Here is a 26,407-nt window from a genome sequence, read left to right on the forward strand (position 1 = left end):
TATTATCCGAGCCCTTCCCTGGTGTTACCAAGGAAGGGCCCGATAATACATGCTTATTACCAGCCCGGGTTTTGGGTCAAGTTTTCATTCAATGATATTTCACTATCAGGGATTGGAAGCAACTGATAAAAATCAAGGTATCCATCCGGAAACTTCGTTTCAATCACATTTCCATTGTGGTCTTTTACCTCGACAGGGTAAATTTCCGAACCAATACCCCACCTTTTGATGTCGGACCAATACAACCCTTCTAAGGCAAACTCTATTCTCCTTTCATGCCTAAGCTTTGCTCGTGCTTCTTCCTGAGAAAGCCCCATAGGCAATGGGCTGATCTTCACATCTTCCCTTTCCGTCCGGATTCTATTAATCAAATTGATGGCTTCATCAATATCCCCATTGGTCTCAATTATCGCTTCGGCTTTAGATAAAATCACATCCGCATACCTTAAGACAATATTATTTAGGCCGGACTGGCCGGAAGGAGGCAAATCTGCTTCAGGCTCTATGCGGTATTTTCTTGCACTTAGGTGCTTTAATCGGTTTCCAGGATGATTGAAAGCTCCTCCCGGGTATTCATAATTAGGAAACCTATAGCCCAATATATAGGCACCCGGTACCACGACAGTAAACTCGAGTCTGGGATCTCTCCCCTCATAAGGATTATTGGGATCAACCTCAGATCCATCAATCATCTCATAAGCATTGACCAAATCATCGGTTGGTACATAGCGACTTCCACGGGTCCAGCTACCGGTACCGGTTCCACAATACTGGTCATGCAAAGACCCTTGGGAGTTTTCTCCGGAAATGTATTGTATATCAAAGATCACTTCCAGGTTATTTTCATTTTCTAACCTGAACAATCCTTCATAGCTTGGGAAAAGACCATATTTATTCAAAGCATCGATTTCATTGATAACTTGCAATACTTCCTCATATTTACCTTGATAAAGTAAAGCCCTCATTTTCATTCCCAATGCAGCCCCTTTGGTTGCCCTACCTAGTTCAGGAGCTTCGGCCTGAAGATTATCAATTGCCATATTGTAATCAGCCATTACCTGATCCCAGGTTTCTTCTCTACTAGCTCTGGAAATATTCCTTGCTTCTTCTGTAGAGATGGCTGTCAAAATAATCGGTACACCTCCAAAGCCTTCTGCAAGAATAGAATATGCCAGTCCACGTAGAAATCTAGCTTCTGCACGGTAGATGGATTTATCCTCTTCGGGTATATCCACTTGATCCAAGGCCTGTAAAAGGTAATTGGCCCTAAAGATTATAGCATAGGACCTCGTCCATCTAAAATTGACAATGCTTCCATCACTAGAATTCAATTGACCGGTTCCTGCCCTTGCGATCGGTGTATTTCCCCAATTGAATGCATTGGGTGTTGCACCGTCTAGGACGCCAAAACCAAATAGTCCTTCATTGTAAATGGATCTTTCCCGCATCAAGGCATAAACACCGTTAAGTAATAGTTTGATGTCCTCTTCATTTTGAGGAAAATTGGCTGAAGTAATTTTATCTTCGGGATAAAACTCTAGAAAGTCGTCATCACAACTTGATAATGGTAATAATAAAACGGTCGTCAATAAGTATATAATGTATTTATTGGTCTTCATGTCCTTAGAAATTTAAATTGATACCAGCTGAAAGAATCCTAGGGGTTGGATACACTCGATAACCCGCATTGAAAGTATTTCTTTCCGGATCATAACCTTCGTACCCATCACTGGCTATAGAAAAAATATTTTGCCCATTGACATAAAGGTAAATTTTCTGTAAGCCCAATTTTTCTACCATTGGTGTAGGAAATGAGTAGCCCAATTGAACATTTTTCAATTTGATAAAATTCACCTCATTCACCCAATAAGATGATTGGTAGCTATCCCATGGATTATTGAATTTCAAGCTTGGGTTTTCAGCATCCGGATTTTCGGGAGACCAGGCATCTCTCCATCGGGTGGAGATCATCCTATTTTCCCAGTCCAGATCTGTAAAGTTATTTTGGGTGTACATGTTAACTCCCAAAATCCCTTGAAACAAAAGGTTAAGGTCAAATCCTTTGTATTTAAAGCTTGGTGAAATGCCAAAAGTATACTTTGGTAAGGTATTTCCCAATGCCATCTTATCTTCATAGTTCAACCTGCCATCATTGTTAAGGTCCTCATATTTTAAATTCCCGGCCTTAGGAGTAAATGGGTTGGCATGCATATGTTCCAAGGCCTCATCGTCTGACTGATAAATGCCGATAGCCTTGTATCCATAAAGAGTTCTAAAGGAGTAACCTTCTCTAAGTAGGTACAATTGGTCAGGAGAGTCTCCCCCTCTAAATTTGGTCACTTCATTCTGGATATAAGTCAGGTTAAATCCCATATTGAAACCCAATTGATCCCTACCAAATTTTAGGTTATTGTAATTCAGGATAAACTCAATGCCATTGTTTTCCATTTGACCCACATTCTCAAAAGGGGATGAAATTCCTCCCATCACCGATGGTATAGGAAGCTGCACAAGAATGTCTTTGGTCGTTTTCCTAAAATAATCCGCTTCCAAGGTAATCCTATCATCCAAAACGCCTACCTCTAAACCAATATCCAAAGATGAAGATGTTTCCCAAGTAATGTTTTCATCTACCAAGGCAGTAACAGCAGCACCAGGAGAAAAGCTTCCATTGTAACTATAACTTAGATTGTTATTTTGACCAATCACAGTCAGGTAAGGCCAATAACCTGAAATATTCTGATTCCCTAATTGCCCCCAAGAAGCCCTCAATTTAAGGTTAGAAATCGCAGAAACATTCTTAATAAAATCTTCTTCAGACAATCTCCAACCGGCAGAAAATCCAGGGAACACTCCCCATCGATTGGCTTTACTAAATCTGGAGGATGCATCTGCCCTTACATTGGCTTCAAATAAATATTTGCTCATCAAGGTATAATTCGCCCTTCCGAAATACGAAAATATGCGGAAGCCATTCATGTTTCCTTCACCTTGAATACCGGAAGTACCTGCATCCACCTGAGTTAATCCTTCTTTCGGTGGTTCAGAACGTCTTGAAAACATGTTCTTTACTTTAAAAGTCTCCACTTGTATGCCTCCTATGGCGGAAACACTATGGATTTCATTGTAATCCTTCTTAAAGTTAAAGGTGGAGAACAAATTGTTTTGCAGACTAGAAACCTGAGACCTATTGATTTCTAAACCTTCTCGGTTATAGTTCCTAGTAGTTGTTTCAATTCCCGTATCAGTATAACCAAACACACTGGTATTGTAGCGATCAACCAAATTCCAGTTGCCATTGGAAGAAACTGTGGTTTTAAAAGAAAGATAATCCGTAAGTTTTACATCTGCGCTTAAGTTTAGCGTCAGGATGTTCTGCTCTGTATTGGTTAAGCCATTGGCGGCATCAATCAAGGCATTCCTATTGTCGAACAGCAAATTCCCATCTTCACTGATGGCCTGAACGGAACCAAACCTTCCATCTCGGGTATATGGGGCGATGTAGGGAGCAGAACCACCCAACATTTCAAATACCCTCCCTAAGGAACCATAGGTTACATCGGCATAAGGTTCATTTGAATCTTTGTGAATATAATTGAAGCGACCACTGACTGTCAGCCAATCCTTTACATTGGAAGTAATATTTGCCCTCAACCCATAGCGCTCCGTATTTGTATTGGGCACCATACCATCCTGATTGAGGTAATTGAATGAGAGAAAGGAGGAGGATTGCTCTGAACCTCCACGGATAGATATATTGTGTTCCTGAATACTGGCTGAATTAAAGATTACCTTAAACCAATCTGTATTGGGATATTTGTAAGGGTCTGTTCCATTTCTAAATTCAGCAATCAGTTCATCTGAAAAAAGTGGCGTAGACCCCTCATTCATTAAAGCAGTATTGGTTAGTTCCATGTGCTCAGCACTGTTATTGATCACATCATACCTTCTGCCCAAAGATTGCACGCCAAAATAGGAGTTTACATTTATCTGCATTGCCTCATTCTTTTTACCCATTCTGGTGGTCACCAAGACCACTCCATTGGCAGCTTTGGAACCATAAATGGCAGCACTTGCAGCATCTTTCAATACAGAAATATTTTCAATATCATTGGGGTTCAATTGATTGAAAGAACCTTCAACACCATCGATAATGATCAGTGGATTGGAATTGTTGAGGGTTCCCCATCCTCTTACCCTAATTTGCGCACCATCGCTACCAGGTTTTCCTGAGTTTTGACTTACCCAAACACCGGATGCAGTTCCCCCCAAGGCTTGGGAGGCATTGGTCAAGGGGCGATTGGTTAATTCATCGTCAAAATCAACCGTGGAAATGGCTCCTGTAAGATTTACTTTTTCTTGAACACCATATCCCACTACCACCACTTCATCCAAAGAAGTAGCATCTTCCACCAAGGTAATGCTAAGGTTGGTTTGATTACCGGGGTTAATCCTTTGCGTTTCGTAACCAATAAAAGAAATCAGTAGCACTTCACCTTCAGGTACATCTAGGCTAAACTTTCCATCGATATCCGTTACAGTACCCGTAGTAGATCCTTCTATGACCACGGTTGCACCGGGAACAGGCTCACCCTGATTGTCAGTAACAGTTCCGGAAACATTTTTGAGATCTTCAATTGCTGTGTGCAAGTAGGAAAAGGTGGCTTTGTCAGGGCTTCTTTCTGCGATGCTTACTCCCTCTTCAGCTTGAAGATTTGGGGAGATTAAACATTGCAATAAGCCTCCTAAATACAGGGTTTTTGACACCTTCCCAGAAAGGTAGCGTATAGGTTTATTCATAATTATTTGGGTTTATTAAGTAATTGGTTTTGGTAAACTTTCGATTATCAGCATCCTTTCTAAGTAAATTTTAACTGAGATAGGATCCGAACAATTTAATCGGGCAATTTTTACATAATTATGCTCATTACAGACTAATTTATTAAAATATTAATTTAAAATTTTTGTACAACATAAAAATTAATTTGTTGTAATAAAAGATTTTTATGTATTTAACCCATATCATTTATTATAGATGGCATTTAATTTATAACTGATACTTTTATACTAAATGATTAATATTTATAGGTCTCAAGGAATTAAAGGTCAACTGCGAGCAGGAATTCCAAAAGCTGGTGATGCATCCGTACTTCTCCATCCTGAAAATGCCAGGAAAAGCAGGTTCCCTGATTTTATAATAAGAATTGTAATCAAAAGAAATCAAACCTTTTTGGAAGCTTAGGAATAACACAAAAAAATGGAAAAGGCCGGTAAATTTGGAAGCGAATAGATCTGCTAATCAATAACGAAAATCGACTTTACTACCTATTAATCAAAACTTTGGATCAATGGTCAGAAGCCATTAAATTGAATTAAAAAACTACGGTCAGGTTTTGGTGATGGCTTCTTCTAAATTATAAAGGGCTACGATGACTTGCATCAGCGCTGCTGTCCTAACCGCTTCTTTTTTTGAAGCCGGCGATTCGCCTATATCTAAAGAACCGGAGGCAATTTCGGGACTTTTTTCAAAGCGTAACAATTCCTCTGCATAAAAATCCATAAGCAATTGATCTTCTTCGACTTTAGGCAAGCGACCCAAGATCCTAACAAACGCCTCCCCAATTGCCGCTTTCTCGTCTTTCATTTGATCGACTAAATTTTCAGCTAGCACCCTTGATGCTTCCAAAACCAAAGGATCATTGAGCATGGCCAAAGCTTGCAAAGGGGTATTGGTACGGTTTCTATTGACTTGGCAAATGTCACGATTGCTGCCATCAAAAATTAAAAGCGAAGGAGGAGGCAAAGTGAGTTTAATAAAGGTATATATTCCTCTTCTATACAATTTGTCTCCCTTGTCTTGCCGGTAAATATTCAACTCTCCTCTTCCGGAACTGGAAGCTTCCCAAAGTCCTTCCGGTTGATATGGCTTAACACTTGGCCCACCCAATTCTTCAACCAGCAAACCACTACTGGCCAATACCATATCTCTGATTAATTCCGCGTGCAAGCGCAAGCGTGGGAAACGTGACAAGTAAGTATTGTCCGGGTCAATGGCCAACATTTCTTTGCTTACAGCTGAAGATTGCTGATAGGTGGAAGAGCTAACGATTAGTTTAATAAGTTTTTTGATGTCCCAACCGCTTTCACGAAATTCCACAGCCAACCAATCCAATAATTCAGGGTGAGTTGGGAGTTTGCCCTGCATGCCAAAGTCTCCGGATGAGGGCACCAGGCCCACACCAAAAATTTCCTGCCAAATAAGGTTGACAAAGACCCTTGATGTTAAAGGATGGTCCTCAGCAAAGGCCCATTCTACCAATCCTAGCCTATTTTTGGGCAAGTCTTTTGAAAATGGTTTGATGATGTCCGGTGTTTTGGGGCTTAGTGCTTCGCCCGTTGGCGCATCATATAAGCCCCTGTCCAGGATAAAAGTGGGACGAATCGAATCCTTTAAGTCTCGCATGATGGAAACGGCTACTTTATTGGTATCCGGATGATTGATAAAGTCAAGAATTCCTTCCGTATCCTCAGCATCAACCCACATCAGCGGTGATTTGGCGCGCACCGGAGAACCTGCTCCTCCTTCAAAACCCTTTTCGGGGGTGTTGTTAAAAAAAGCATAAAGGTTATAATAATCTTTCTGAGAAATTGGATCATACTTGTGGTCATGACATTGGGCACATTCCATGGTCATGCCCAAAATCACCTTGCTAAAGGTATTGGTTTTGTCCAAAACATATTCCACCCTGTACTCTTCATGAATTACTCCTTCCTCCTCAGTGATTTTATGGTTTCTATTAAAGGCTGTAGCTAAAAGTTGTTCCCTGTTATGCTCGGGAAGCAGGTCTCCTGCCAATTGCCATTTTAAAAATTGATCGTAAGGAAAATTTTGATTAAAGGCATGAATAACCCAATCCCGATAGGGCCATTGGGTCCTGATATTGTCATTCTGATAACCAAATGAATCCGCATACCTTGATATGTCTAACCATAACAAAGCCAATTTCTCTCCATAAGCAGGTTTGCTGAGGTACAGGTCAATCATTTGCTCCCAGGATTTTTCACCTGAATTGAAGCTCCGCACTTCTTCAGAAGTGGGCGGCAATCCGGTAAGGTCCAGACTTAACCTTTTTAACAAGAAATTCTTTTCTGCTTTTGGATTGGGTGTAAGCCCATTTTCTTTCATTTTTGCCAAAACAAAACCATCAATGGGATTGTGATTCCATTCCGATAGAGCCGATTCGGGAATATCTTTCTTCACAGGTGGCTCAAAAGCCCAATGCTTTTCATAAACGGCACCTTGGTCTACCCACTTCTTAATCAATTGCCTTTCCTGATCCGAAAGGCTTAAATTGGATTCAGGGGGAGGCATTTTTTCAGTATTCTCCTCAGAAAAAATTCTTGTAATTACTTCAGATTGATTGGATTTACCGGAGACAATCGCATGGCGATTTGGATTTTCTTTGAGAGCTGCATAGGCTCCATCTTCCGTATCCAGCCTTAACCCTGCTTCTCTTTTATTGGCATCAGGACCATGGCAGGCAAAGCAATTGTCAGATAATATAGGTCTAATATGGAAGTTATAACTAACTTGATCAGGAATTGAAGTTTCCTTGTAGGTATGCTCGTTTGAACAACTATTTAAAGCCACTGAAGCTATAAATAGCACCATAAATATTGATGTAAAAATTCCTTTGTTTTTCAATCCTACCGGGTTTATATTAATTACATTTCTAATTTAATGGTTATCAAGCAGATTGCCAACACATCTTCTGTTGCTGTCTTTAAAAAGACCTAATTTATAAGAATTTTTATTTGGTAAATTTTAAAGTTACACAAAAAAACCATTATCTACACCTTATAAGAATGTCGGCATAAGGGTAATAATGGTTTTAATTTATATTCAAAGTAAAAGGACAAAAAAGGCTTAACTGCAGTTAAACCCCATCCAATTCCTCAAACCTCCACCGCTCATTGGGTGAGGTAGTATGTTCTCTTGCTACAATTTCTTCTACTTTCTTGATTATCTCGGGATTTTCTTTAGCCACGTCATGCATCTCCAAAGGATCACTTTTTAAATCAAATAATAACCATGTGGCTCCACCTTTTTGAACATTCAATTTTAAGGCTTTCCAATCGCCCATTCTGATCGCGATTTGACCACCGTAGGAAGGAAATTCCCAATAAAGAAATTCAGGTTGAGGCTGAGAATGACCGATTAAAGTAGGATAAAAACTAGTGCCATCTGTTGCAGATTCTAAAGGTTTCCCGGCTACTTCAGCTAAGGTGGGCATGACATCATAAAAAACAGAGGCATGGTCACTAACCGTTCCTTCTTTGATTTTCCCGGGCCAAGAGGCAATCATGGGAACCCTAATACCGCCTTCATAAAGAAAGCCTTTACCAAAACCTCTCTCTTCCCGGAACGCTCCTCCACTATTAAACCAAGGAGAATCTGTTCCTCCATTAAAGGTAGGGCCGTTGTCGGAAGTGAAAATGATTAAGGTATTTTCATATAACCCTTTTTCCTTTAACTGGTCAACTAATTCCCCTACTTGTTCATCCAAATAACTGACCATGGCTGCATAAGTTGCCCTTGGGTATCGGGATGGAAAATAAGAACGTTCCCCCTGATAAGGCTCTTCATCTCCAAATTTCTCTACATAGTGATCAATCCATTTTTGGGGGGCTTGCAGTGGAACATGAGGAATAGGAGTAGCCCAGTACAAAAAGAAAGGCTTCTCGCTGCTTTGCTCGTTTACAAAACTGGCAATTCTATCGGACATTATCTCCGGCGCATAGTCTGTAAGAAAATAATCTCCATAATTTGCCAAATCATAGGGATCAACACCTTCCGGCAGTTTCTTATTGGGAGCAATCGTATCGTTGTTTAAATATACCCGTTGTTCATTTTCATAAAGATGAACCGGATAAAGGGTATGTGCCTGCCTTTGGCAATTGTAGCCAAAGAAATAATCAAAGCCTTGTTTGTTGGGGACGCCCTCAGTATGGGGAGCTCCTAAACCCCATTTACCAACTACAGCAGTGGTATAACCGGCTTCTTGAAGCATTGAACCAAGGGTATAAGTACCTGTTGCTATTGGCCTTTGGCCTTCAAGGGTAGAATCTGCTAACATGGCATGGTAATTCCAAACATCGCCTCTACTACCCCATTCGTCATTGCCCCTTACTTGCGAGTGTCCTGAATGTTGCCCTGTGAGCAATACTGCTCTTGCGGGTGCACATACAGGTGCACCTGAATAATGTTGCGTAAACATCATTCCTGAAGCTGCCAAAGCATCAATATTGGGTGTTTCAATTTTTTCCTGTCCATAACATCCCAAATCTCCATATCCCAAATCATCTGCAAGTATGTATACAATATTTGGAGGAACAGGCTCCTCTTTCTGACTTTGGCAAGCCGCCAAATAGAAGACAATTAGAGGTAGTATTAATAGTAATCTCTTTTTCATTCTTAATTTATATGGTTGAGGTAATTTAAATTTCCATTAGAATATGGCATTTTATTTTGGGATGTTTTATACTTTATTGGAATCAAAATCAACTTTGAGGGTGGCCATAGGATCAGAATTGGTATTCAGCTCATCAAAAACCATACTTTTTCCTCGCTTATCATCTGTAACTTTCACGAAGTAATTTCCCTCGCTGAAAACTTCCGGCCGGAAAACCTTATCATTGACCCTAAGAGAATACACCAATTCCCCTGATTGCGCTTCAAATACTTCTACTATCGGTTTGTTACAATTGCTTAAGTCCAAAGGAGGTAGACTTCCCTTGGCATTTCTTGCATAATTTTCCTTTTGGGAAACTGTTATCGGCCAACCTTCATATTGCCCATTTGGGTTGGATTTTGGATCGACGTATCTAGGCCAACATTCCATGGTCATTTGCTTACCTTTCTTGTCAAAGGTTACTATTCCATATCCTGTTGCCCGATCATAAATTCGCGCCGGTTCTATACCTGTTTTTCTTGGGTTTGCCACCGCATGCACCGTCATTTTATTGCCAAATCCATCATTAAAATTCCCTGTATACTTTGGTTTTCCGGGTAAAGGTTCATGTTTTTCCGGAACCGGCGGCCACCATCGTCTGGGAAATAAATTGTTCAATGCAGGCCCGGCAAAAGCATAGCCGGAATCTTTGAATTGATCTACTCCATACTGGACTACTGAGGCCAGATGCTGGTCTCCGGCAATATGCAAAGCAAAAGCCTTTCTAATTATTTTTATGGCTTCATCTCTGCCTTTTTGCGGCCAACCGTTGGAATCCATGTCGGATGTAGGTGCATCACCCGGCACATATTCGCCCAATTCAGGAATGGGTAATTTTGGCACAATACTGTCGATAATACTACCCTCAGGGAGAGTAGCTACAGTACAAAAGTTGGTTTGCGATAAAACGGCCTTCATTTCCGTACCTTTGCTCCAGTCTGTAGACCAATGCTTTAAAAATTTTAACTGGCGTTCGCCTAATAAGTCTGCCTCAATATCATAGTATTCTTTGATGTCAAATTCCCTGTTTTGAATAAAACCATTGGTAACCTTGGCTTCTTCAGGCAATACATTTTTTGGCGCAGATTTAAATTTTCTATCTTCAAGTATGGCAAAGCTAACTCCCCCATATACCCAATCGGTATAATAAGTACCTATTCCTTGCTTTACAGGTGTTGGGTCAAAGGCATCGGGCAGGTGACCTGTTTGTGTCAATTGCACCATATTTACCCACTCAGCAGGCATTTTATAGCCCCCTTGGTCTTGGGCTACATAGGTCCATCCTTCATCGGTTGGGGCCACCTTTCCTGCTTCTCCCCAAACATTGCCATGATAAACATCATGGTCATCAGGTATAAATGCAGATGGTATATGTCTAAATATTTCCCTGTAAGACCAGCCAAACATGTACCATTTGCGAAGGTAGTCCAGGCTTGATTTTTCTAAAGGTGAAGTTTGAATACCAAATCCACCGGTGCCTTCATAAAATTGATCCCCTAAAAAAACCGCCATATCCGGAGCATGTCTGAGGGTATGTAGACTTACCTCATTGTCCGGGAAGCCGTAATCTGCATTGCAACTAAAGACTGCCAGTTTTACCTTGTCTTTGTCAACTGGCTCTTCAGCGATAGTCCCTGAATAATAATGGCTTTCTACCCCACTTTTCAAAGGCAAGTCTACTTTCACTCGGTAAGGCACTGCACTTTCCTCCGCCCAGTCTTCCAATCGGAAGTGGGTAACTCTTCCCAATTCATCTATTGCTGCTTCCTGCACTGTGGTCCAGGCCGCTCCTTTTTTTAGTTGCAGACTGACCTTATTTCCTTTAATTTTTTCTATTGGTGCCAGTTGGGCACCTAGTTTTAGCACCCCATCGTGCAAGGTATAATGGGCAAAACATACAGGTCCAAAAGTTTGATTTTCTGCTGCCAATACCTTCTCCCCTGTTACAGTCCAATCTGAAAAAGCGACTGAATCTCGGAAGAGCGCCTCTTCCGGAAAATGGGATACCAGCGCAATATTTCCTACTAGGTCACCCCTGTAATTTTCAATTTTCAATACCTCCAGGAGTTGCTTACCTTGAGGAGCAAAAGCTTCTAAAATCAAAGCCCCATTCTCTCCTTTCAGCACCAGGTTGATTTCATTATCCAAGGGTAACTTCTCCCTACCTACCTGCTCACCAATAAATAAAACACCTTCCCCATTGATACCTACATCCAAGCCTTTACCAAAAACTGCAGCAGACCGATAATCTTCAAATTTTCCTTTGGCACCTATTCGCATGCCTACATAGGAGGCTGGGTTCCCAATATTATCTTCATTGAGCCAGTTTACCTTTACTTCAGCCTTGAATGCTTCGGTTTTAGGACTTAACTGATGGGTGAGGCTATGGAGTGTACGGTTCTTGGCGCTGAGGTTGCAAACCGCCTTACCACCTCTCAATTCCCAATCTTGCAGCCGATTTCCCCAATATTCAGGACCTACCCAAGCCATGTCCGGCCAGTTTTGCCATTTACTTTTAAGCGGACTTCCTTTTTTGAAGGATTTTAGGGGCATTGTTTCGGCCCAAGTATCCGTTAAAACCAAAGATGAACCTACTGTTCCTAAGGCGATTGATTTAATGGCTTTTCTTCTTTTCATATGAATTAGTCAGCTAGTTTTGGATTAATTGAAATTTCAGGTTTAGGCGTTTATCATTGATCTTATTACCAAATAGAGATAATTAGGTTACAATATAAACCATCAATACGCGAAGTCATAGGATTTTTGACAAATTTGAAAAAGTAACATGCCTTTATAAATTCCCTTCATATAAGGATTCCTATTCAGCTTACCTTCAAAAATAAGTTGGGCGCTACCTAGCTTGAATTCATCTGTGAATAAGTAAAATGAGTTGCTTTAAGCTACATATCCGACTTAAGTGTTATTTTTAAATTGATGTAAATTGTTTATCCCCCTATCCAATCAGGATTAATTTCTGATTAAAGCCTACTCTTTTTTACAAAAAGCAAAAAAAAATAAACAATAGAACCTATCTTTAATAGAGTACAATCAATTTTATATCAATCGATTGTGAATTAAATCCATTCAAAAAAACCACTGCAACATGAAAAATAACTTACTGATTCAAGTCGGCTATTTTATTGGCTTATGTCTATTAATCAGCTGCAGTACCAACCTAATGGTATTGGAAGACATGCTGCCAAGAGCCAAGCAAAAGTCCTTTGAAGTAAAATTTAATCAGGCCACACTAACTGATTTTTCGGTAAACTTTAACTTGGTTTATGAAATCAGCAATCCCTACAAAAAAGACCTTCCTATACCTGATCATGTCATGGGAATATTCGTCAACGGTAGAGACATTGGATTGGCAAAAACCCATCAAGAGGTAATGGTGACCTCAAAATCTTCCTCTTTGTTAAATTATTCCTTTACTTTAAGTTCAGCCCAGTTGAGGCAATTGATGGGGAAAGACAACAACCTCACCTTTAAAACGGCCATAGAACTGGACCTTACAGATTATACCAATATGTTGCCGAATTTTCAGTTGGCCGTGAGTGAGGATTTTGATTTGGAGTCTTCCGAATTAAAACCATATATCAACAAACTGCTCCAAAAAAAGATCGGCAAGTTTGATTTCTCCTATGAACACAGTGCCCGTGTAAAAATCCCAGCTCCTCCCTCCATCACAAAATCCAACGAACCTATAGAAATCAAACTCTTGGGTACAGGAAGCAACCTGATCAATCCCAATGCCATCAAAAATGCCTTAATTCCTTTTGGAGATTTATTGATCAATGGAGAACTGAATGGGCTAAAAAACCCATTTATAGATGCTGTCACCAGCCTTACCATCCCTGTTCCTGCTCCTACCATTACTCAGTGGGACAGAACCGTAAATGTGAAAATTGAAGACCATGTGTTGAATTTACTCAGTCCCTTTGACCCCAACATCAACAATAAATGGGCAGAGATAAAGAATTTAATGTACAGGACCAACAGCTTTAAAGCAACGGATTACTTTGTAGACAATTTCCTGGATCCCGCAGGCTTCCCTGATGCTTCAGAAAAATGGGACAGTTTTCAGACCTCTTATAATCAGCTAAAGTATACCGTATTTCCTGATCAGCTACCCGGACCACAGACTAGAGGCTTTGAAATTTTAATTCCCTTTACATTTAAGAATCAAAATGAATTCCCGATTAGCATTCCCATTTTTCGTTCCAGCGTTATCTTACCTGGAGGCCAACCCTTTTCCATGTATGTAAAGCCAAAAGACATGGGAGAAATTAATTTGGGAGAAGTTCCCTCCCAGCAAACTCAAATTGAAGCAAATAACGAACAAACTTTGTATGTGGTGTTTACTTTTGACATGAAGGCGTTTAATCAAGGCATTTACAGCCTGTTTATGCAAAACCAATTTGAGCCTAACCTGGGGGGCATCATGTCGTACGATTTTGGTTATGGACCCCTTTATATTGGGTATGATTTGAAAAATATGAGTTTGGATTATAAATAGGGAATGGGACTGAATAGACTAACACGTTATACACTTACGGATCAACCCCCTCATTCCCGGTGGCTGAGAGGAGCTAAAGCCATAGGGAAACGTGATGATCTGGTACTTGGCTTAGCCTATTAGAGAGGATAAAATTTTAATTTTCCTCATATGCTACAAAAATACTGTTCCTCTGGAGCACCTAAATTCTCGAGTAAATTATTAGATGGAATAATAAAGAAAATCACCCCTTTCCCGGTGGCTGAGCGGAGTCGAAGCCTTAGGGAGATATGATGATAGAGTATTTGGCCTAGCCCATTAGAGAGGTTAAAATTTTAATTCTCTTCTGCAAAGATATTTTTCACCTCTCCATTTCTTTTCCCCCTGAGTTACTTCGTTTCAGGGCAGGCCCTGACTTGCCTCGTTTCAGGGCAGGCCCTGACTTGCCTCGTTTCAGGGCAGGCCCTGACTTGCCTCGTTTCAGGGCAGGCTTAAATGAAAAGAAACGAAGCAAAGAAAAATCAAGCCAGCAGAAAACTCCTCCCCACATGGCCCGACGCCGCCTCGTTCTCTGGCATGCCCCCGCGCTTCTTGCGATAGCATAGTTTAAAAGGAGCCTTTATTGGAACGTTATAAATCAAAAAGGTGCCGCTCCTTTGGAGCTAATAATCGAATCTGACTTCATATGCTACAAAAATATTGCTCCTATGGAGCACCTTAATTCTCGAGTAAATTATTAGATGGAATAATAAAGAAAATCCCCCTTTCCCGGTGGCTGAGCGGAGTCGAAGCCTTAGGGAGATATGATGATAGAGTATTTGGCCTAGCCCATTAGAGAGGTTAAAATTTTAATTCTCTTCTGCAAAGATATTTTTCACCTCTTCATTTCTTTTCCCCCTGAGTTACTTCGTTTCAGGGCAGGCCCTGACTTGCCTCGTTTCAGGGCAGGCTTAAATGAAAAGAAACGAAGCAAAGAAAAATCCAGCCAGCAGAAAACTCCTCCCCACATGGCCCAACGCTGCCTCGTTCTCTGGCATGCCCCCGCGCTTCTTGCGATAGCATAGTTTAAAAGGAGCCTTTATTGGAACGTTATAAATCAAAAAGGTGCCGCTCCTTTGGAGCTAATAATCCAAACTTACCTCATATGCTACAAAAATACTGTTCCTCTGGAGCACCTAAATTCTCGAGTAAATTATTAGATGGAATAATAAAGAAAATCCCCCCTTCCCCGGTGGCTGAGAGGAGCTAAAGCCATAGGGAAACGTGATGATCTGGTACTTTGCTTAGCCTATTAGAGAGGATAAAATTTTAATTTTCCTCAGCAAAGAATCTTTTGACCTCTTCATTTCTTTTCCTTAAATGAAAAGAAACGAAGCAAAGAAAAATCAAGCCAGCAGAAAACTCCTCCCCAAATGGCCCGACGCCGCCTCGTTCTCTGGCATGCCCCCGCGCTTCTTGCGATAGCAAATTTTAAATGTTACCATAATTGGAAAAAACATGTTATGCCATTATTTGTATTTTATTCTGCCTTGAAAGGTTGACTCTTACCCCTTCACCCCCCTTAGGCTCCGTTTAAATCCATTACTTACTCCATATTTTATAAGATAATATTTCAATACTTAAAAAATTTAAACCATATTTAGGTAACGTAACCGTGCAAAATTTAAATTTGTCTATTTCACTATTTTAAATTCAAACACGCTTTCTCTTACCTATATACCCAACTAATGAAAAATCACAAATACCTTTTGGTCGCGCTTTTAATTTGTTGTGCTCTAGGCTTACCTAAAGCAATGTTTGCAACTGCTTTACCAACCAATGGACCAAAACATGTGGTGTTTCTAATCAGTGAGGATCCTTTAAACTATGAAGCCCACCTTACGGTCCCTCCTTTTGCGGAGATGTTGGATGAAAAATATGAAGACTTAAAAATAACTGTGCTAAAGGGTGAGGGCACACATGGCGCCTATCGCTTTCCTAACCTTGAGATACTTAAAGAGGCGGATTTACTGGTGGTCTTTTGTAGAAGATTGGCTCTGCCTTTTGACCAAATGACAAGCATCAAAAATTACCATAGGTCAGGCAAGCCATTGGTGGGTTTGCGAACAGCCAATCATGGGTTTTCGGTTAGAGATGAAGTGGAGCCCGGTTTTGAAGGATGGTGGGGTTTTGTACCGGACATATTGGGCTGTGAAAACAATGGTTATTTCCCCGAGAAATTAGGGACAATTGTGACTGCCTTCCCAAATGCAGAAGGTCATCCAATTTTAGCCGACATAGATTTAAAAAATTGGAAGAGCAAGGGGCAGGTATATAAAGTAAAGCCCATCATTGACCCAAATGCGGTAATTTTACTCAATGGTAAGCCAAGAGGGAAATCTGCCACCGAACCCATAGCATGGACAAGAAATACAGCTTATGGTGGAAAGGTTTTTTACACCTCATTGGGCTATCCAACGGATTTCAAACAAGCGCCCTTTATTCAATTGCTGATCAATAGTATTCATTGGGCTTTGGAAAAAGAGTAAATAAGTAAAATGCTTCCTAAAATGAACAAGAGAAATTACCTCCTCCCTTTAATTTTAATTAGTCTATTGGTGAATGGCCTGAAGGCCCAAAACCCATTGCCCAATTGGGAAAAGGTAAGCGAAAAGGTGGACTGGCAAGCCAGGGATTCACAAGGAGAACTGGTTTATAATAACAAGCTCTGGATTTTAGGTGGCTGGTTTGATTCCCACCATGCCCCACCTAGAGATGTATGGTCATCCGCCAATGGAAAGGATTGGAACAAAGTAGCATCCAATGCACCATGGATCCACAGTGACCTTCCTATGACTTTTGTTTTTAAGGACAAAATGTGGATCACAGGTGGCTGGTACAATGGCCGGCTTGAAGGACATTCTGCCAGCAATAGCATCTGGTCCTCCACAAATGGAGCAGACTGGAAATTGGAAAAGAAAGCAGCTTCCTGGACACCTAGAATTGCTTCAACCGTAGTGGAATTCAAAGGCAAGCTATGGTTAATGGGCGGAATAGAGAATTACTATTTTGGGGATGAAAAAAGCCTTAAAAACGATGTCTGGGTTTCCGAAAATGGGAAGGATTGGGAATTGGCCACTGTCGATGCCGGCTGGTCTCCAAGAGCTTACCATCAGTCCGCTGTGCTCAATGGCAAGATGTATGTTTTCGGCGGTGGCAATTATACACCTGAATACCATGCAAAAAATGACGTTTGGGTCACAGAAGACGGCATCAATTGGGAACAGGTAACCGAAGCTGCCCCATGGCATGAGCGGATATGGTTTTCATCTGTAGTATACAGGGATTGCATCTGGGTAATGGGCGGTTGGTCCAACAACCCTTACAAAAACTGGGGAGACGCCTGGTACAGCAGGGATGGCATAAACTGGACTGAATACAAACCGGGAATATTCTGGCCCGGCCGACACGAACATTCGGCTTTTGTATTTCAGGATAAAATATTTGTTGCCGGAGGCATGCTCCCTCCCCTAGTCAATGATGTTTGGTCCTTGGACTTGCCTGAAGACTGGTAAAAACCTTTTTGCCTTGGGTAGATAAATCCTAGCTAAACATAAAACAGAATATAAAGTCCTCAAAACCTAAAACCAGACCCCATCCCAGATCACAAAATCACAAGATCACCACATCACAAGATCACCACATCACTTTATCATCAATAAATTGATCCCTATTAACAAATAGAGGATATAAAAGATTAGAATGATTAATCATTCTCATTTAATATCAATATTGCTAAACCTCCATCATTAAAACCCAAGTCAAAAAAGAACAAACAATTATTTAAATACCCATGCGCTTCTCAATCCGGATGAGACCCTGTTCATGATCTGAAACGTGATTCCCGACAAAATGCATAAACTCATCCATCTCTTCCTGGAATTCTCCAAAGGAGTTTTTGAGTTGACCTGTAGCATCATGTAAATAGGAAATTTTGGCATCCAAGTTGCTCAAAGCCCGCTTTATACGATGTTCAAATTCTTCAAATTTTTCCATGCTGTTTGGTAGAATTAGCTCCTTTAAATATAGTGATTTTTTTTATAGTGGTTTTAATAAGTGTTTTTAACGTATATTTCAATCTAGTAGAGAGCTAACAAGGCCATTTTTATTATGCCCTGATTCCCAAAAAGATAATTCACCACTACAAGATGTCAAATTTTCATTCCTAACGGGTGCTAAAAAAGGTAAGGGCAAAAGAATGGCACACCACAGCCACCGATTCACTACATCACACTATCACCCCATCACTCAGTCACTCAATCTCTTCATCACAAATTATTGATCTTCTGCTTATTACAGTCTTCACACAGATTAATACCAAGGTAATAATGCCCATTCACGGGAAAAAGCAGCCAGTTCACAATAAATACAACTATCTCTTTATTAAAAATAAATTAAATTGGTTTAATTATAACTTCTTTTAACCATAAACCAAAAAATAGCATGAAAAAGAAAATAACTTTACAAAAGCTACAGTTGCTGCAGGAGTAGTAGCCATGAGTGTTGGACTATTTAACTCTTTTAATGTGGAAGCAGATGGAGGTTGTGGCTATTATAAAGAAAACGACTACTGCCAAAATTATTATCCCAATTGTACCTTTGTAGTAAAAAAATGCCGGGAAGAAGGAATTTTTACCTGCGATGTTTGGATGCAAAACCCATGTAGTCTCGCATGTGGAGGCTTTTAAGAAAAACAATGAATTCTTTCACTCAAACATTACCCGGAATTATCTTTAGTTTTTTATTTCTCTGCTCCTGCTCAAATACATCCAATAACAATAATTTGGGTTCCCAAAATATGGCAATTCCCATACCTGAAGAAAATATCGAAAGATTTTCAGAAGTTTTTAATAAAGTAAATTATATAACTGTCCAATTACCACTTGAATCATCCATTGGCCAGGCCGATAAAGTAATTATAACTGAAGATAATATATTCATTGGAGACTTTTACCAAAATCCCAAAGTAATTATCCTTGACAAGGAGGGTAATTTCCTAAGCTGTATCAACGCATTTGGGGAAGGACCGGGGGAGTACACTCAAATTAACGACTTTGTCATACATCATGAAGACCCAAAAGTACTTATTTTATCTACCAAAAAAATATTGGCATTCGATTTCAATGGAAATTTCGTTGAAGATTTAGACAGACCAATAAGTGGTGGATATAAATTCTTAGCTACCAAAAAGGACGAGTTGATATTTTACGTTCCTCCAAACATTTCGTCGGCTGACCCTAAGCATGGCGATAATATATTATTTTCATATGAAAACCAAAAAGTCCATCCTTTTTTTACCTCTAAATTTATGGAAGAAAAAATTCCGTTTTTTGCCGACAGGAATATCTTGGTCTACTTAGACAACAAAACTTTCTTTACAAAGCATTTTTCCGATACAATCTACGTATTTGAAGGTAAGGAATTGAAAGAAAAGATGTATTTGGATTTTGAGAATTCTAAAAAGCTAAAGTTAAATATATTTCAGGAACATGACTCAAATATTCTCAATAACTTGGAGTACATGCAAGACTATGTATACCACATGCCCAATTTACACCTATCCGGAAAATATTTGGTCACTTGTTTTAGGGAGAAAAATTACAGAAGTACACTACTCTATAATAGAACAAAAAAAACCTCTAAATCCATCTCCAATGCTACCAATGATTTAGATGGATTATTACCTTATTTAAATGTTAAATATTTATCCGATAAAACACTTATTAGCGTTCATTATCCCGATGAATTTATTACAATTGAACAGATGGAAAATTCAGACCATCCCCTGCTTGAGTCACTGCAACAAGAAACAGTGTCTTTTGTTTTTGCCATATATCAAATAAAGGATTAACCAATTCATTAAGAACTCACCTCCAGTAGATTACAAGGTCACTCTATCACCCAATCACTACATCACAAGATCACTACATCACCATATCCAATAAACATGCCCATTCACGGGAAAAAGCAACCAGTTCACGATAAATATAATTAATCGTTTATGAAAAATAATTTTAATTGGTTTAATTAATACATCTTTTAACCATAAACCAAAAAATAGCATGAAAAAGAAAATAACTTTACAAAAAGCTACGGTGGCCGCTGGGGTTGTGGCCATGAGTGTTGGATTATTTAATTCTTTTAATGTAGAAGCAGATGGAGGTTGTGGCTATATGTGTTGCCCAGGCACCTCATACTGTACTGATGAATCTGGAATAGTATGGTCAGAGGACAGACCGGTTGATAGAGATTTTCCAGGTGATACCTGTACGAATCATCAATAATCTATGGTAAATAGTAAATAAAAGGCTTCACGATAAGAGTTATTTTATATCTAGATTTATTTAGGTTAGTTAGAATCTTTCGGTTTATCGTGAAGCTTTTTAGCAAATTGTAAATTTAATACTGTTGTGAAATTAACTAAAAAATCAAATAAGGTTTTATTAAATGCGGCAATGTTAATCATTATACTATTGTCTTTATCGAATTGTTCAGAAGACAAATTGAAATCTGATAATGTAAAAAGCTTTACTGAAAAAACGATACCTAGAACAGTAAACCTGGCTGGCAAAAAATACTTTTTTGAGGAAATAAAAGTGCCGCTTAAAATTTTCATTAAAAACAATAAGTTGATCATTGGCGAAAGCAGAAGGGTACCTGAAGATTTTCCTCCAATTCATGTCCTCGATGCAAAAAAAATGAAATATTTGCGGCCATTCGGTAAAATAGGGTTTGGACCCGGTGAAGTTTCTGACGTCTCAGGAATTGATTTAGGTGCCAATGATAATACTTTCTGGGTTTATAGCGCAATGTCAAAGCATTTTTCAGAATTCGACCTTGATGATACCACATCATTGTCAAAAAATCAAATCAAACAAGAAGGAGACTTCTATATGGCCATGGCCATGGCTTGGTCCTCCGATAGTACAGTTATGTGCCGCATGGTAAATGATCCCCATCAATTTGTAGAATTTTCGATTGATGGAAGGCGCTTAGCGAATTATGGGAAATGGGAAGATCATTTAGTCAGAGAAGACCTAACCAATTATATGATGTCGGATTTACATATGGGATGGTTTAAAGGAAACCAGATAAATAATGTTTATGCATCTGCTGGTGTTTATAGAGATAGAATTGAAATTTTAAACAAAGAGAAAGGAAAAATTTTCATTACAGATGGCCCCTTCAATTACATTCCCAAATTTACAATTGCTAATTCCAGTGGCTCATCTAATAAATTAATCGTGGGTATAGCCGAACCCTTGGCCTATTTGGACATTGCTATATCCAAAAACTATATTTTTGGTTTATATTCTGATAAAACCGAAAAACAATTGAGGGAAAGTAATGAAATCGCCAATGATATCTATGCATTTGACCTGGAAGGTAAAATTAAATGTAATTTTATATTGGATATTTCTATCAGAGGATTGGCGGTAGACGAGGAATCCCAAAAATTATATGGCATCACCACAGATGAAGATCCAGGAATTGCTGTTTTTGACTTACCTGACCTAAAATAATACCTCAATGGGCAAAAATACTTCGCTAAAACAATCTTTTTTAATCCTCACCAATAAAACCTCACTCCCTTTAATTCAAAAATACCATAAGCTGTTTACAGCTACCCAAAATATGGGAGATACAGTGGTGTTGTACCATTTGCTAGGGGATAATTCTAATCCAAACTTAGAAGACGTGAATACGCACATCTTTGACGATGAAGTCTTAAGCTCCTTGAATTATTTCCCACTTGGCTTTACCCTGGTACCGGGTAGCAATCATTTCCCCTTGCTAAAATTCTACCTTTCTCATCCACATTACGATTACTATTGGTGCATTGAAGACGACGTGGAATTCTCGGGGGATTGGAAATCCTTTTTTGAAGATTTTTCCTCTATTGACACTGATTTTATCAGTAGTCATATCCGCCGCTATAAAGAAGAACCGGAATGGCCTTGGTGGCCTACCCTGGCCCATCCCTACACCGTTATCCCACAAGAGCAACGGATCCGGTCCTTTAACCCCATCTACCGAATTTCACGTCAAGCTTTAGAATTACTTCACAAAGCACTCTTAAGCAAGTGGTGTGGGCATCATGAAGTACTCATTCCTACCCTGCTTTATGAAAGTGGATTTTCCATCCAAGACTTTGGTGGGAAAGGGGAATTTGTACCCGAAGGCCTTGAAAACAAATTTTATTCGGAAAATACACCTAACAAAAGAGGTATACTTTCCGACGGCACCATGCGATGGAGACCCGTTTTCGAAAAAACAGGGAATTTGAAAAATAAACTTTACCACCCTGTAAAAATAACAGATGAATAAGGTTACACAACTTTTCCATACACGAGATGAGCTATTGTTGGGACATTACACCAGCCTCGAAAATCCTGGACTCTTTAAAGGCAAGTTTGGCCTTTGCCTTTACTTCTTTGAAGCCTTTCAACAGTGCGAAGAACTAAAATACCAGCATGCAGCGGAACATTTACTACAAGAGGGGTACAATTTTATTCACCAAAACCCGATGCCGACCTCATTTGACAATGGACTAGCCGGAATTGCCTGGGGAATTAACCAATTAATCAAAAGAGGTTATTTGGAGGGTAATGCCGATGAATTGCTAATGGAAATAGACACAATCCTTTTCAAGGTTATTTCTGAAAAAACGAACGAGCTTGAATTTGGCTTAAAACGTGGAATATTAGGCTACCTGATCTATATCCTCGACCGTGTTTCAGTCCAGCCTAAAAATGCGCCAGAGAAGGTAAACAGTGAAATATTCACTTCTCTTGCAGTTTTACTGATAAACCGCATCCACATAATGGCCGAAGAAAACAGTGGAAATTTTACTGAGCCAAAAGAATTTAACCTTTTCTGGGACCTACCCAATTACTTGTATGTATTGGGTGAAATCAACCGCCTAAACATAATGCCCAACAAAACCCGACAAATGATTCGCAACATTTCTTCTCTGCTGCTTTCCTTAATTCCCCAAAATCTAGGTAACTGTCTCAGTTTACTTTACGGAATGAGCAAGGTGGCACATGAGGATTGGTCAGCACACACCCGACTTCTGCAAGAAAAATTAAATAGTGCTTCAATCACTTCTTTTAGGCTTGGAAATAAAAGCCTGTATGTAGAAAACGGTCTTTCTGGTTTGATTTTATTAGACAAGCAAGTAGGGTTGGAAATAGATGATTGGAAGGGCTTGTTTAATGATGAAAAAAACGTACAACTAGCGATGCAACATCTGGAGAAATCCGAGTATTGGAGAGCCACCGAAAAAAATCCAGAAAACGAAATGGGGTTTATTTACGGAATTACAGGAATTCATTACGCTCTCCTTTTTTTGAAACAAATTAAAGATCCTCAACATGAATAAAGCGTCTCTGCAAGATATCAGCTTTCTTATTCCTGTCCGGTTGGATTCTGTCATTCGGCTGGAAAACCTAATGGTGGTGATAGACTTTCTACACCATCACTTACGCTCTCCTATTTTAGTCCTCGAAGCTTCCGCTTATAAAACCGGGATTATTCCTGCTTTTGCAGGGAACAAAATAAATTATTGGTTTGAAGAAGATAGGGACGATATCTTCCACCGGACAAAATACATCAATACATTGGTAGGGTTTTCTAAGACACCATTTGTAGCAATTTGGGACTGTGATGTTATCATTCCACCAAAACAAATCATAGCAGCCCTAAAATGCATAAAAGATGGCGAATCAAGTTTCGTTTTTCCCTATGCCAAAGAATTTTTAGATACGGGTATGATCCTTAGGGAAATTTTTATAAAAAATCGGGATCATACCGTATTTACTTCACACAAAGCTAAAATGATGTCAATGTATGGACCTGACCCCATAGGTGGTGCTTTTCTTGCAAACCTTCAGGATTACAAGGCAACGGGGATTGAAAACCCGAACTTTTACGGGTGGGGAAGGGAAGATGGAGAGCGAATACACCGATGGAAAGGGCTAGGTTACAACCATAACCGCATAGACGGGCCATTGTTCCATCTATCTCATCCCCGTGGAATCAATAGTAGTTTCCATAGTAATCGTGAAGACCAGGGAAAATGGAACGACATTCTTTATATTAAATCACTGGGGAAAAAGGAGTTAAACAACAAAATCCAAGAATGGTCTCAATCTTAAATTATTTTACAAATTTAACTAAAAAATTGAATCCTAAATTGAAGATTAAATCCCAGGTTGAGTACTGGATTCATATTACTGGGAATAAGAAAAACTGGACGGTAGTACAAATTGGAGCCAATGACGGCAAAACCAAAGACCCACTTCATAAGTCTATTTTAAAAAATGGAAAATGCTTTTCGTAGAGCCCGTTCCCTACCTATTTGAAAAACTAAAGACCCATTACCCCGATTCAACTAGGTTTTTATTCGAAAACACCGCCATCAATAATGGCACAAGGCAGGAATTTTATTGGGTAGACCAAAAGGCCAAATACATCCTAGGCAATCTTCCGGACTGGTATGACCAATTGGGCTCCTTTGACAAAAACCATATCAGTAAACATCTGAACGGTATTTTAACCCCCTTTATTGTTTCCACAAGCATAAAGGGAATTACCCTGAAAACTTTGCTTCAAAAGCATGGAATTCAACAAATCGATCTATTGCGGATAGATTGTGAAGGCCACGACTGGAAAATACTTAGACAATTGGATTTGACCAGATTTAAACCCTCTCTTATATTATTTGAAATGAAACACTTGAACCGGGAAGAATTAAAAGCAGCACTTTTATTTCTTTACAATGACTATCAGGTTTATCAGTTTGAGGGGGACTTTTTGTGCTTTTCAAAAGTCGAATATAACGAATTATCTAAAAAAGACATAAAATACCTTCTTGACTTTCATTCCATCGAGTCACTTAAAAACAAGCTTTAGAAAATGAATGAAACTTCAAAAAAATTAAAAATTGCGTTCTTAGTTGAGCGTTTCCCCAAATTATCCGAAACATTTATACTCAACCAAATTAGTTATTTGATTGAGGCAGGCCATAAGGTGGATATTTTTCCGGCAGGCAAGTCTGAAGAAACTAAAGTACATGATGAGATTCACCGATTAGGATTACTCCAGCATACTTTTTATCCACCTAAAGTACCCCAAAACAAAATATGGGCTTGGCTAAAATTCTTTGTGTTGGTAAATATTAAGCCGGCTGTTCGAAAATTGGTTAAGTTACTTGATTCTCAGGATTTTTACCGCAATCAGGATATGATACGTCGGTTATATTTGATTTCCCTTTTCTATCCATTTATATCAAAAAATAAATATGATATTATTCATTGTCATTTTGGCCCTACCGGCTTGAGAGCAGTTTTTGTGAGATCACTAGGACTTTTAGATGGTAAAATGCTCACCACCTTTTATGGCTATGATATCACTCATCGAGCAATGGGTGAAAACTATTATCAAAACCTGTTTTCCAATAGCGATATATTTATTGTCATTTCTAATTTTATCAGGGAAAAAGCAATTTCAGCTGGATTTGACAAGAATAAAATTGTGGTTTTGCCCATTGGTGTGAATCCTGGAGAATTTATACCTCATAAGCAGAAAACAGACAAAGATTGCATTTGACTGTTAAGCGTTGCGCGATTAGTAGAGAAAAAAGGATTGTACTACTCCATCTCAGCTTTTCACCAGCTTGTAGAACTTCACCCAAATACCTTTTATGACATCGTGGGCGATGGTGAATTGATGAAACCTTTAATGGAACTGGTAACCTTTCTTGGATTGGAGGAAAAGGTTTTCTTTCATGGAGAGAAAAAAAAGGTTGACATTATCAATTTTTACAGAAATTCCGACATTTTTGTACTTCCAAGCATTACTGGGAGTGATGGCAATTCCGAAGGACAGGGTCTGGTACTTCAGGAAGCCCAAGCCATGCAATTACCGGTAATTGCTACCTTACACAATGGGATACCTGAAGGAGTAATGGATGGCATCACTGGATACCTAGTTCCCGAAAAAGATATCAATGCCCTTCAAATAAAAATGAAATACCTTATTGAACATCCAAGGGTTAGAAAGGATATGGGAAATAGTGGTAGAAAATTTATAGAACACAAGTTTGACAACTTCCATTTAGGTAAAAAACTGGAAAAAACATATACTGATCTGCTATAAGTCATTTAGGACTCAAATATTTTTGTTTAAAAGCACTGATTAAACAAAAAATATATACAAATAAATTTTAATCGGTAATAGAAAATAGATCGTCTATTACATAATTCTGAGATTAAAAATGTAATTCCAATACAAATGTCAAATTAACACCTATTATTTTGTTAAATTCTATTTTTTTTTTACTTTAACAATATAGTTA

The 26,407-nt window shown here is 39.2% G+C and carries 19 protein-coding genes; 13 read left to right on the top strand and 6 right to left on the bottom strand.

Annotated elements, in window-relative coordinates; genetic code table 11:
• Positions 1–56: 56 nt before the first annotated feature.
• The 5 genes from ACYVHJ_RS16960 to ACYVHJ_RS16980 form a co-directional block, all read right to left on the bottom strand.
• Entirely contained in the window at positions 57–1,619 is a 1,563-nt protein-coding gene (locus tag ACYVHJ_RS16960) for a RagB/SusD family nutrient uptake outer membrane protein (protein ID WP_460517061.1), read from the bottom strand.
• 4 nt (positions 1,620–1,623) lie between these two features.
• A complete protein-coding gene (locus ACYVHJ_RS16965; RefSeq protein ID WP_460517064.1) occupies positions 1,624–4,800 on the bottom strand; it encodes a SusC/RagA family TonB-linked outer membrane protein in 3,177 nt (1,058 codons plus the stop codon).
• Positions 4,801–5,386: 586 nt separating this feature from the next.
• Positions 5,387–7,672: a PSD1 and planctomycete cytochrome C domain-containing protein gene (locus tag ACYVHJ_RS16970; protein ID WP_460517067.1), complete on the bottom strand. Its 2,286-nt coding sequence runs from the start codon at positions 7,670–7,672 to the stop codon at positions 5,387–5,389.
• Between the two features lie 265 nt (positions 7,673–7,937).
• Positions 7,938–9,473: an arylsulfatase gene (locus ACYVHJ_RS16975; protein WP_460517070.1), complete on the bottom strand. Its 1,536-nt coding sequence runs from the start codon at positions 9,471–9,473 to the stop codon at positions 7,938–7,940.
• Positions 9,474–9,539: 66 nt separating this feature from the next.
• Positions 9,540–12,149, bottom strand: a complete 2,610-nt coding sequence (locus ACYVHJ_RS16980; protein WP_460517073.1) for a metallophosphoesterase family protein — start codon at positions 12,147–12,149, stop codon at positions 9,540–9,542.
• 466 nt (positions 12,150–12,615) lie between these two features.
• On the opposite strand from ACYVHJ_RS16980, the gene ACYVHJ_RS16985 reads away from it, so the two are divergent.
• The 3 genes from ACYVHJ_RS16985 (at position 12,616) to ACYVHJ_RS16995 (ending at position 17,561) form a co-directional block, all read left to right on the top strand.
• On the top strand, positions 12,616–14,028 hold the full coding sequence (locus ACYVHJ_RS16985) for a hypothetical protein (RefSeq protein WP_460517076.1): 1,413 nt from the start codon (positions 12,616–12,618) through the stop codon (positions 14,026–14,028).
• Between the two features lie 1,706 nt (positions 14,029–15,734).
• The gene (locus ACYVHJ_RS16990; protein ID WP_460517079.1) at positions 15,735–16,535 is read left to right on the top strand and encodes a ThuA domain-containing protein; all 801 of its coding nucleotides are present in this window, start codon (positions 15,735–15,737) and stop codon (positions 16,533–16,535) included.
• Between the two features lie 21 nt (positions 16,536–16,556).
• Complete coding sequence (locus ACYVHJ_RS16995; RefSeq protein ID WP_460517082.1) at positions 16,557–17,561, top strand: Kelch repeat-containing protein; 1,005 nt, start codon at positions 16,557–16,559, stop codon at positions 17,559–17,561.
• 268 nt (positions 17,562–17,829) lie between these two features.
• Here ACYVHJ_RS16995 and ACYVHJ_RS17000 read toward each other — a convergent pair whose 3' ends face one another.
• Positions 17,830–18,042: a hypothetical protein gene (locus ACYVHJ_RS17000; protein WP_460517085.1), complete on the bottom strand. Its 213-nt coding sequence runs from the start codon at positions 18,040–18,042 to the stop codon at positions 17,830–17,832.
• Positions 18,043–18,542: 500 nt separating this feature from the next.
• Between ACYVHJ_RS17000 and ACYVHJ_RS17005 the strand changes: the two genes are divergently transcribed.
• From ACYVHJ_RS17005 to ACYVHJ_RS17050, 10 genes are all read left to right on the top strand, one after another.
• Positions 18,543–18,734 carry a hypothetical protein gene (locus ACYVHJ_RS17005; protein WP_460517088.1) on the top strand — a complete coding sequence of 64 codons (192 nt, stop codon included), beginning with the start codon at positions 18,543–18,545 and terminating at the stop codon, positions 18,732–18,734.
• 110 nt (positions 18,735–18,844) lie between these two features.
• Positions 18,845–19,897: a 6-bladed beta-propeller gene (locus ACYVHJ_RS17010; protein WP_460517091.1), complete on the top strand. Its 1,053-nt coding sequence runs from the start codon at positions 18,845–18,847 to the stop codon at positions 19,895–19,897.
• A gap of 211 nt (positions 19,898–20,108) precedes the next feature.
• Positions 20,109–20,330: a hypothetical protein gene (locus ACYVHJ_RS17015; RefSeq protein ID WP_014021633.1), complete on the top strand. Its 222-nt coding sequence runs from the start codon at positions 20,109–20,111 to the stop codon at positions 20,328–20,330.
• Positions 20,331–20,501: 171 nt separating this feature from the next.
• Entirely contained in the window at positions 20,502–21,569 is a 1,068-nt protein-coding gene (locus tag ACYVHJ_RS17020) for a BF3164 family lipoprotein (RefSeq protein WP_014021632.1), read from the top strand.
• A gap of 7 nt (positions 21,570–21,576) precedes the next feature.
• Complete coding sequence (locus ACYVHJ_RS17025) at positions 21,577–22,374, top strand: DUF3405 domain-containing protein (RefSeq protein WP_048643104.1); 798 nt, start codon at positions 21,577–21,579, stop codon at positions 22,372–22,374.
• Complete coding sequence (locus tag ACYVHJ_RS17030; RefSeq protein ID WP_339902880.1) at positions 22,367–23,431, top strand: lanthionine synthetase LanC family protein; 1,065 nt, start codon at positions 22,367–22,369, stop codon at positions 23,429–23,431. The genes ACYVHJ_RS17025 and ACYVHJ_RS17030 overlap by 8 nt, the downstream gene beginning before the upstream one ends.
• The gene (locus tag ACYVHJ_RS17035; protein ID WP_339902881.1) at positions 23,424–24,206 is read left to right on the top strand and encodes a galactosyltransferase-related protein; all 783 of its coding nucleotides are present in this window, start codon (positions 23,424–23,426) and stop codon (positions 24,204–24,206) included. Before ACYVHJ_RS17030 ends, ACYVHJ_RS17035 begins: the two co-directional genes overlap by 8 nt.
• A gap of 172 nt (positions 24,207–24,378) precedes the next feature.
• Positions 24,379–24,963 (top strand): FkbM family methyltransferase, encoded by a 585-nt coding sequence (locus tag ACYVHJ_RS17040; protein ID WP_460517098.1) that lies wholly within the window; start codon positions 24,379–24,381, stop codon positions 24,961–24,963.
• A gap of 3 nt (positions 24,964–24,966) precedes the next feature.
• A complete protein-coding gene (locus tag ACYVHJ_RS17045; RefSeq protein ID WP_460517101.1) occupies positions 24,967–25,659 on the top strand; it encodes a glycosyltransferase family protein in 693 nt (230 codons plus the stop codon).
• Entirely contained in the window at positions 25,660–26,208 is a 549-nt protein-coding gene (locus ACYVHJ_RS17050; protein ID WP_460517199.1) for a glycosyltransferase, read from the top strand.
• The last annotated feature ends 199 nt before the right edge of the window (positions 26,209–26,407 follow it).

The sequence above is a fragment of the Cyclobacterium sediminis genome (assembly GCF_054781075.1).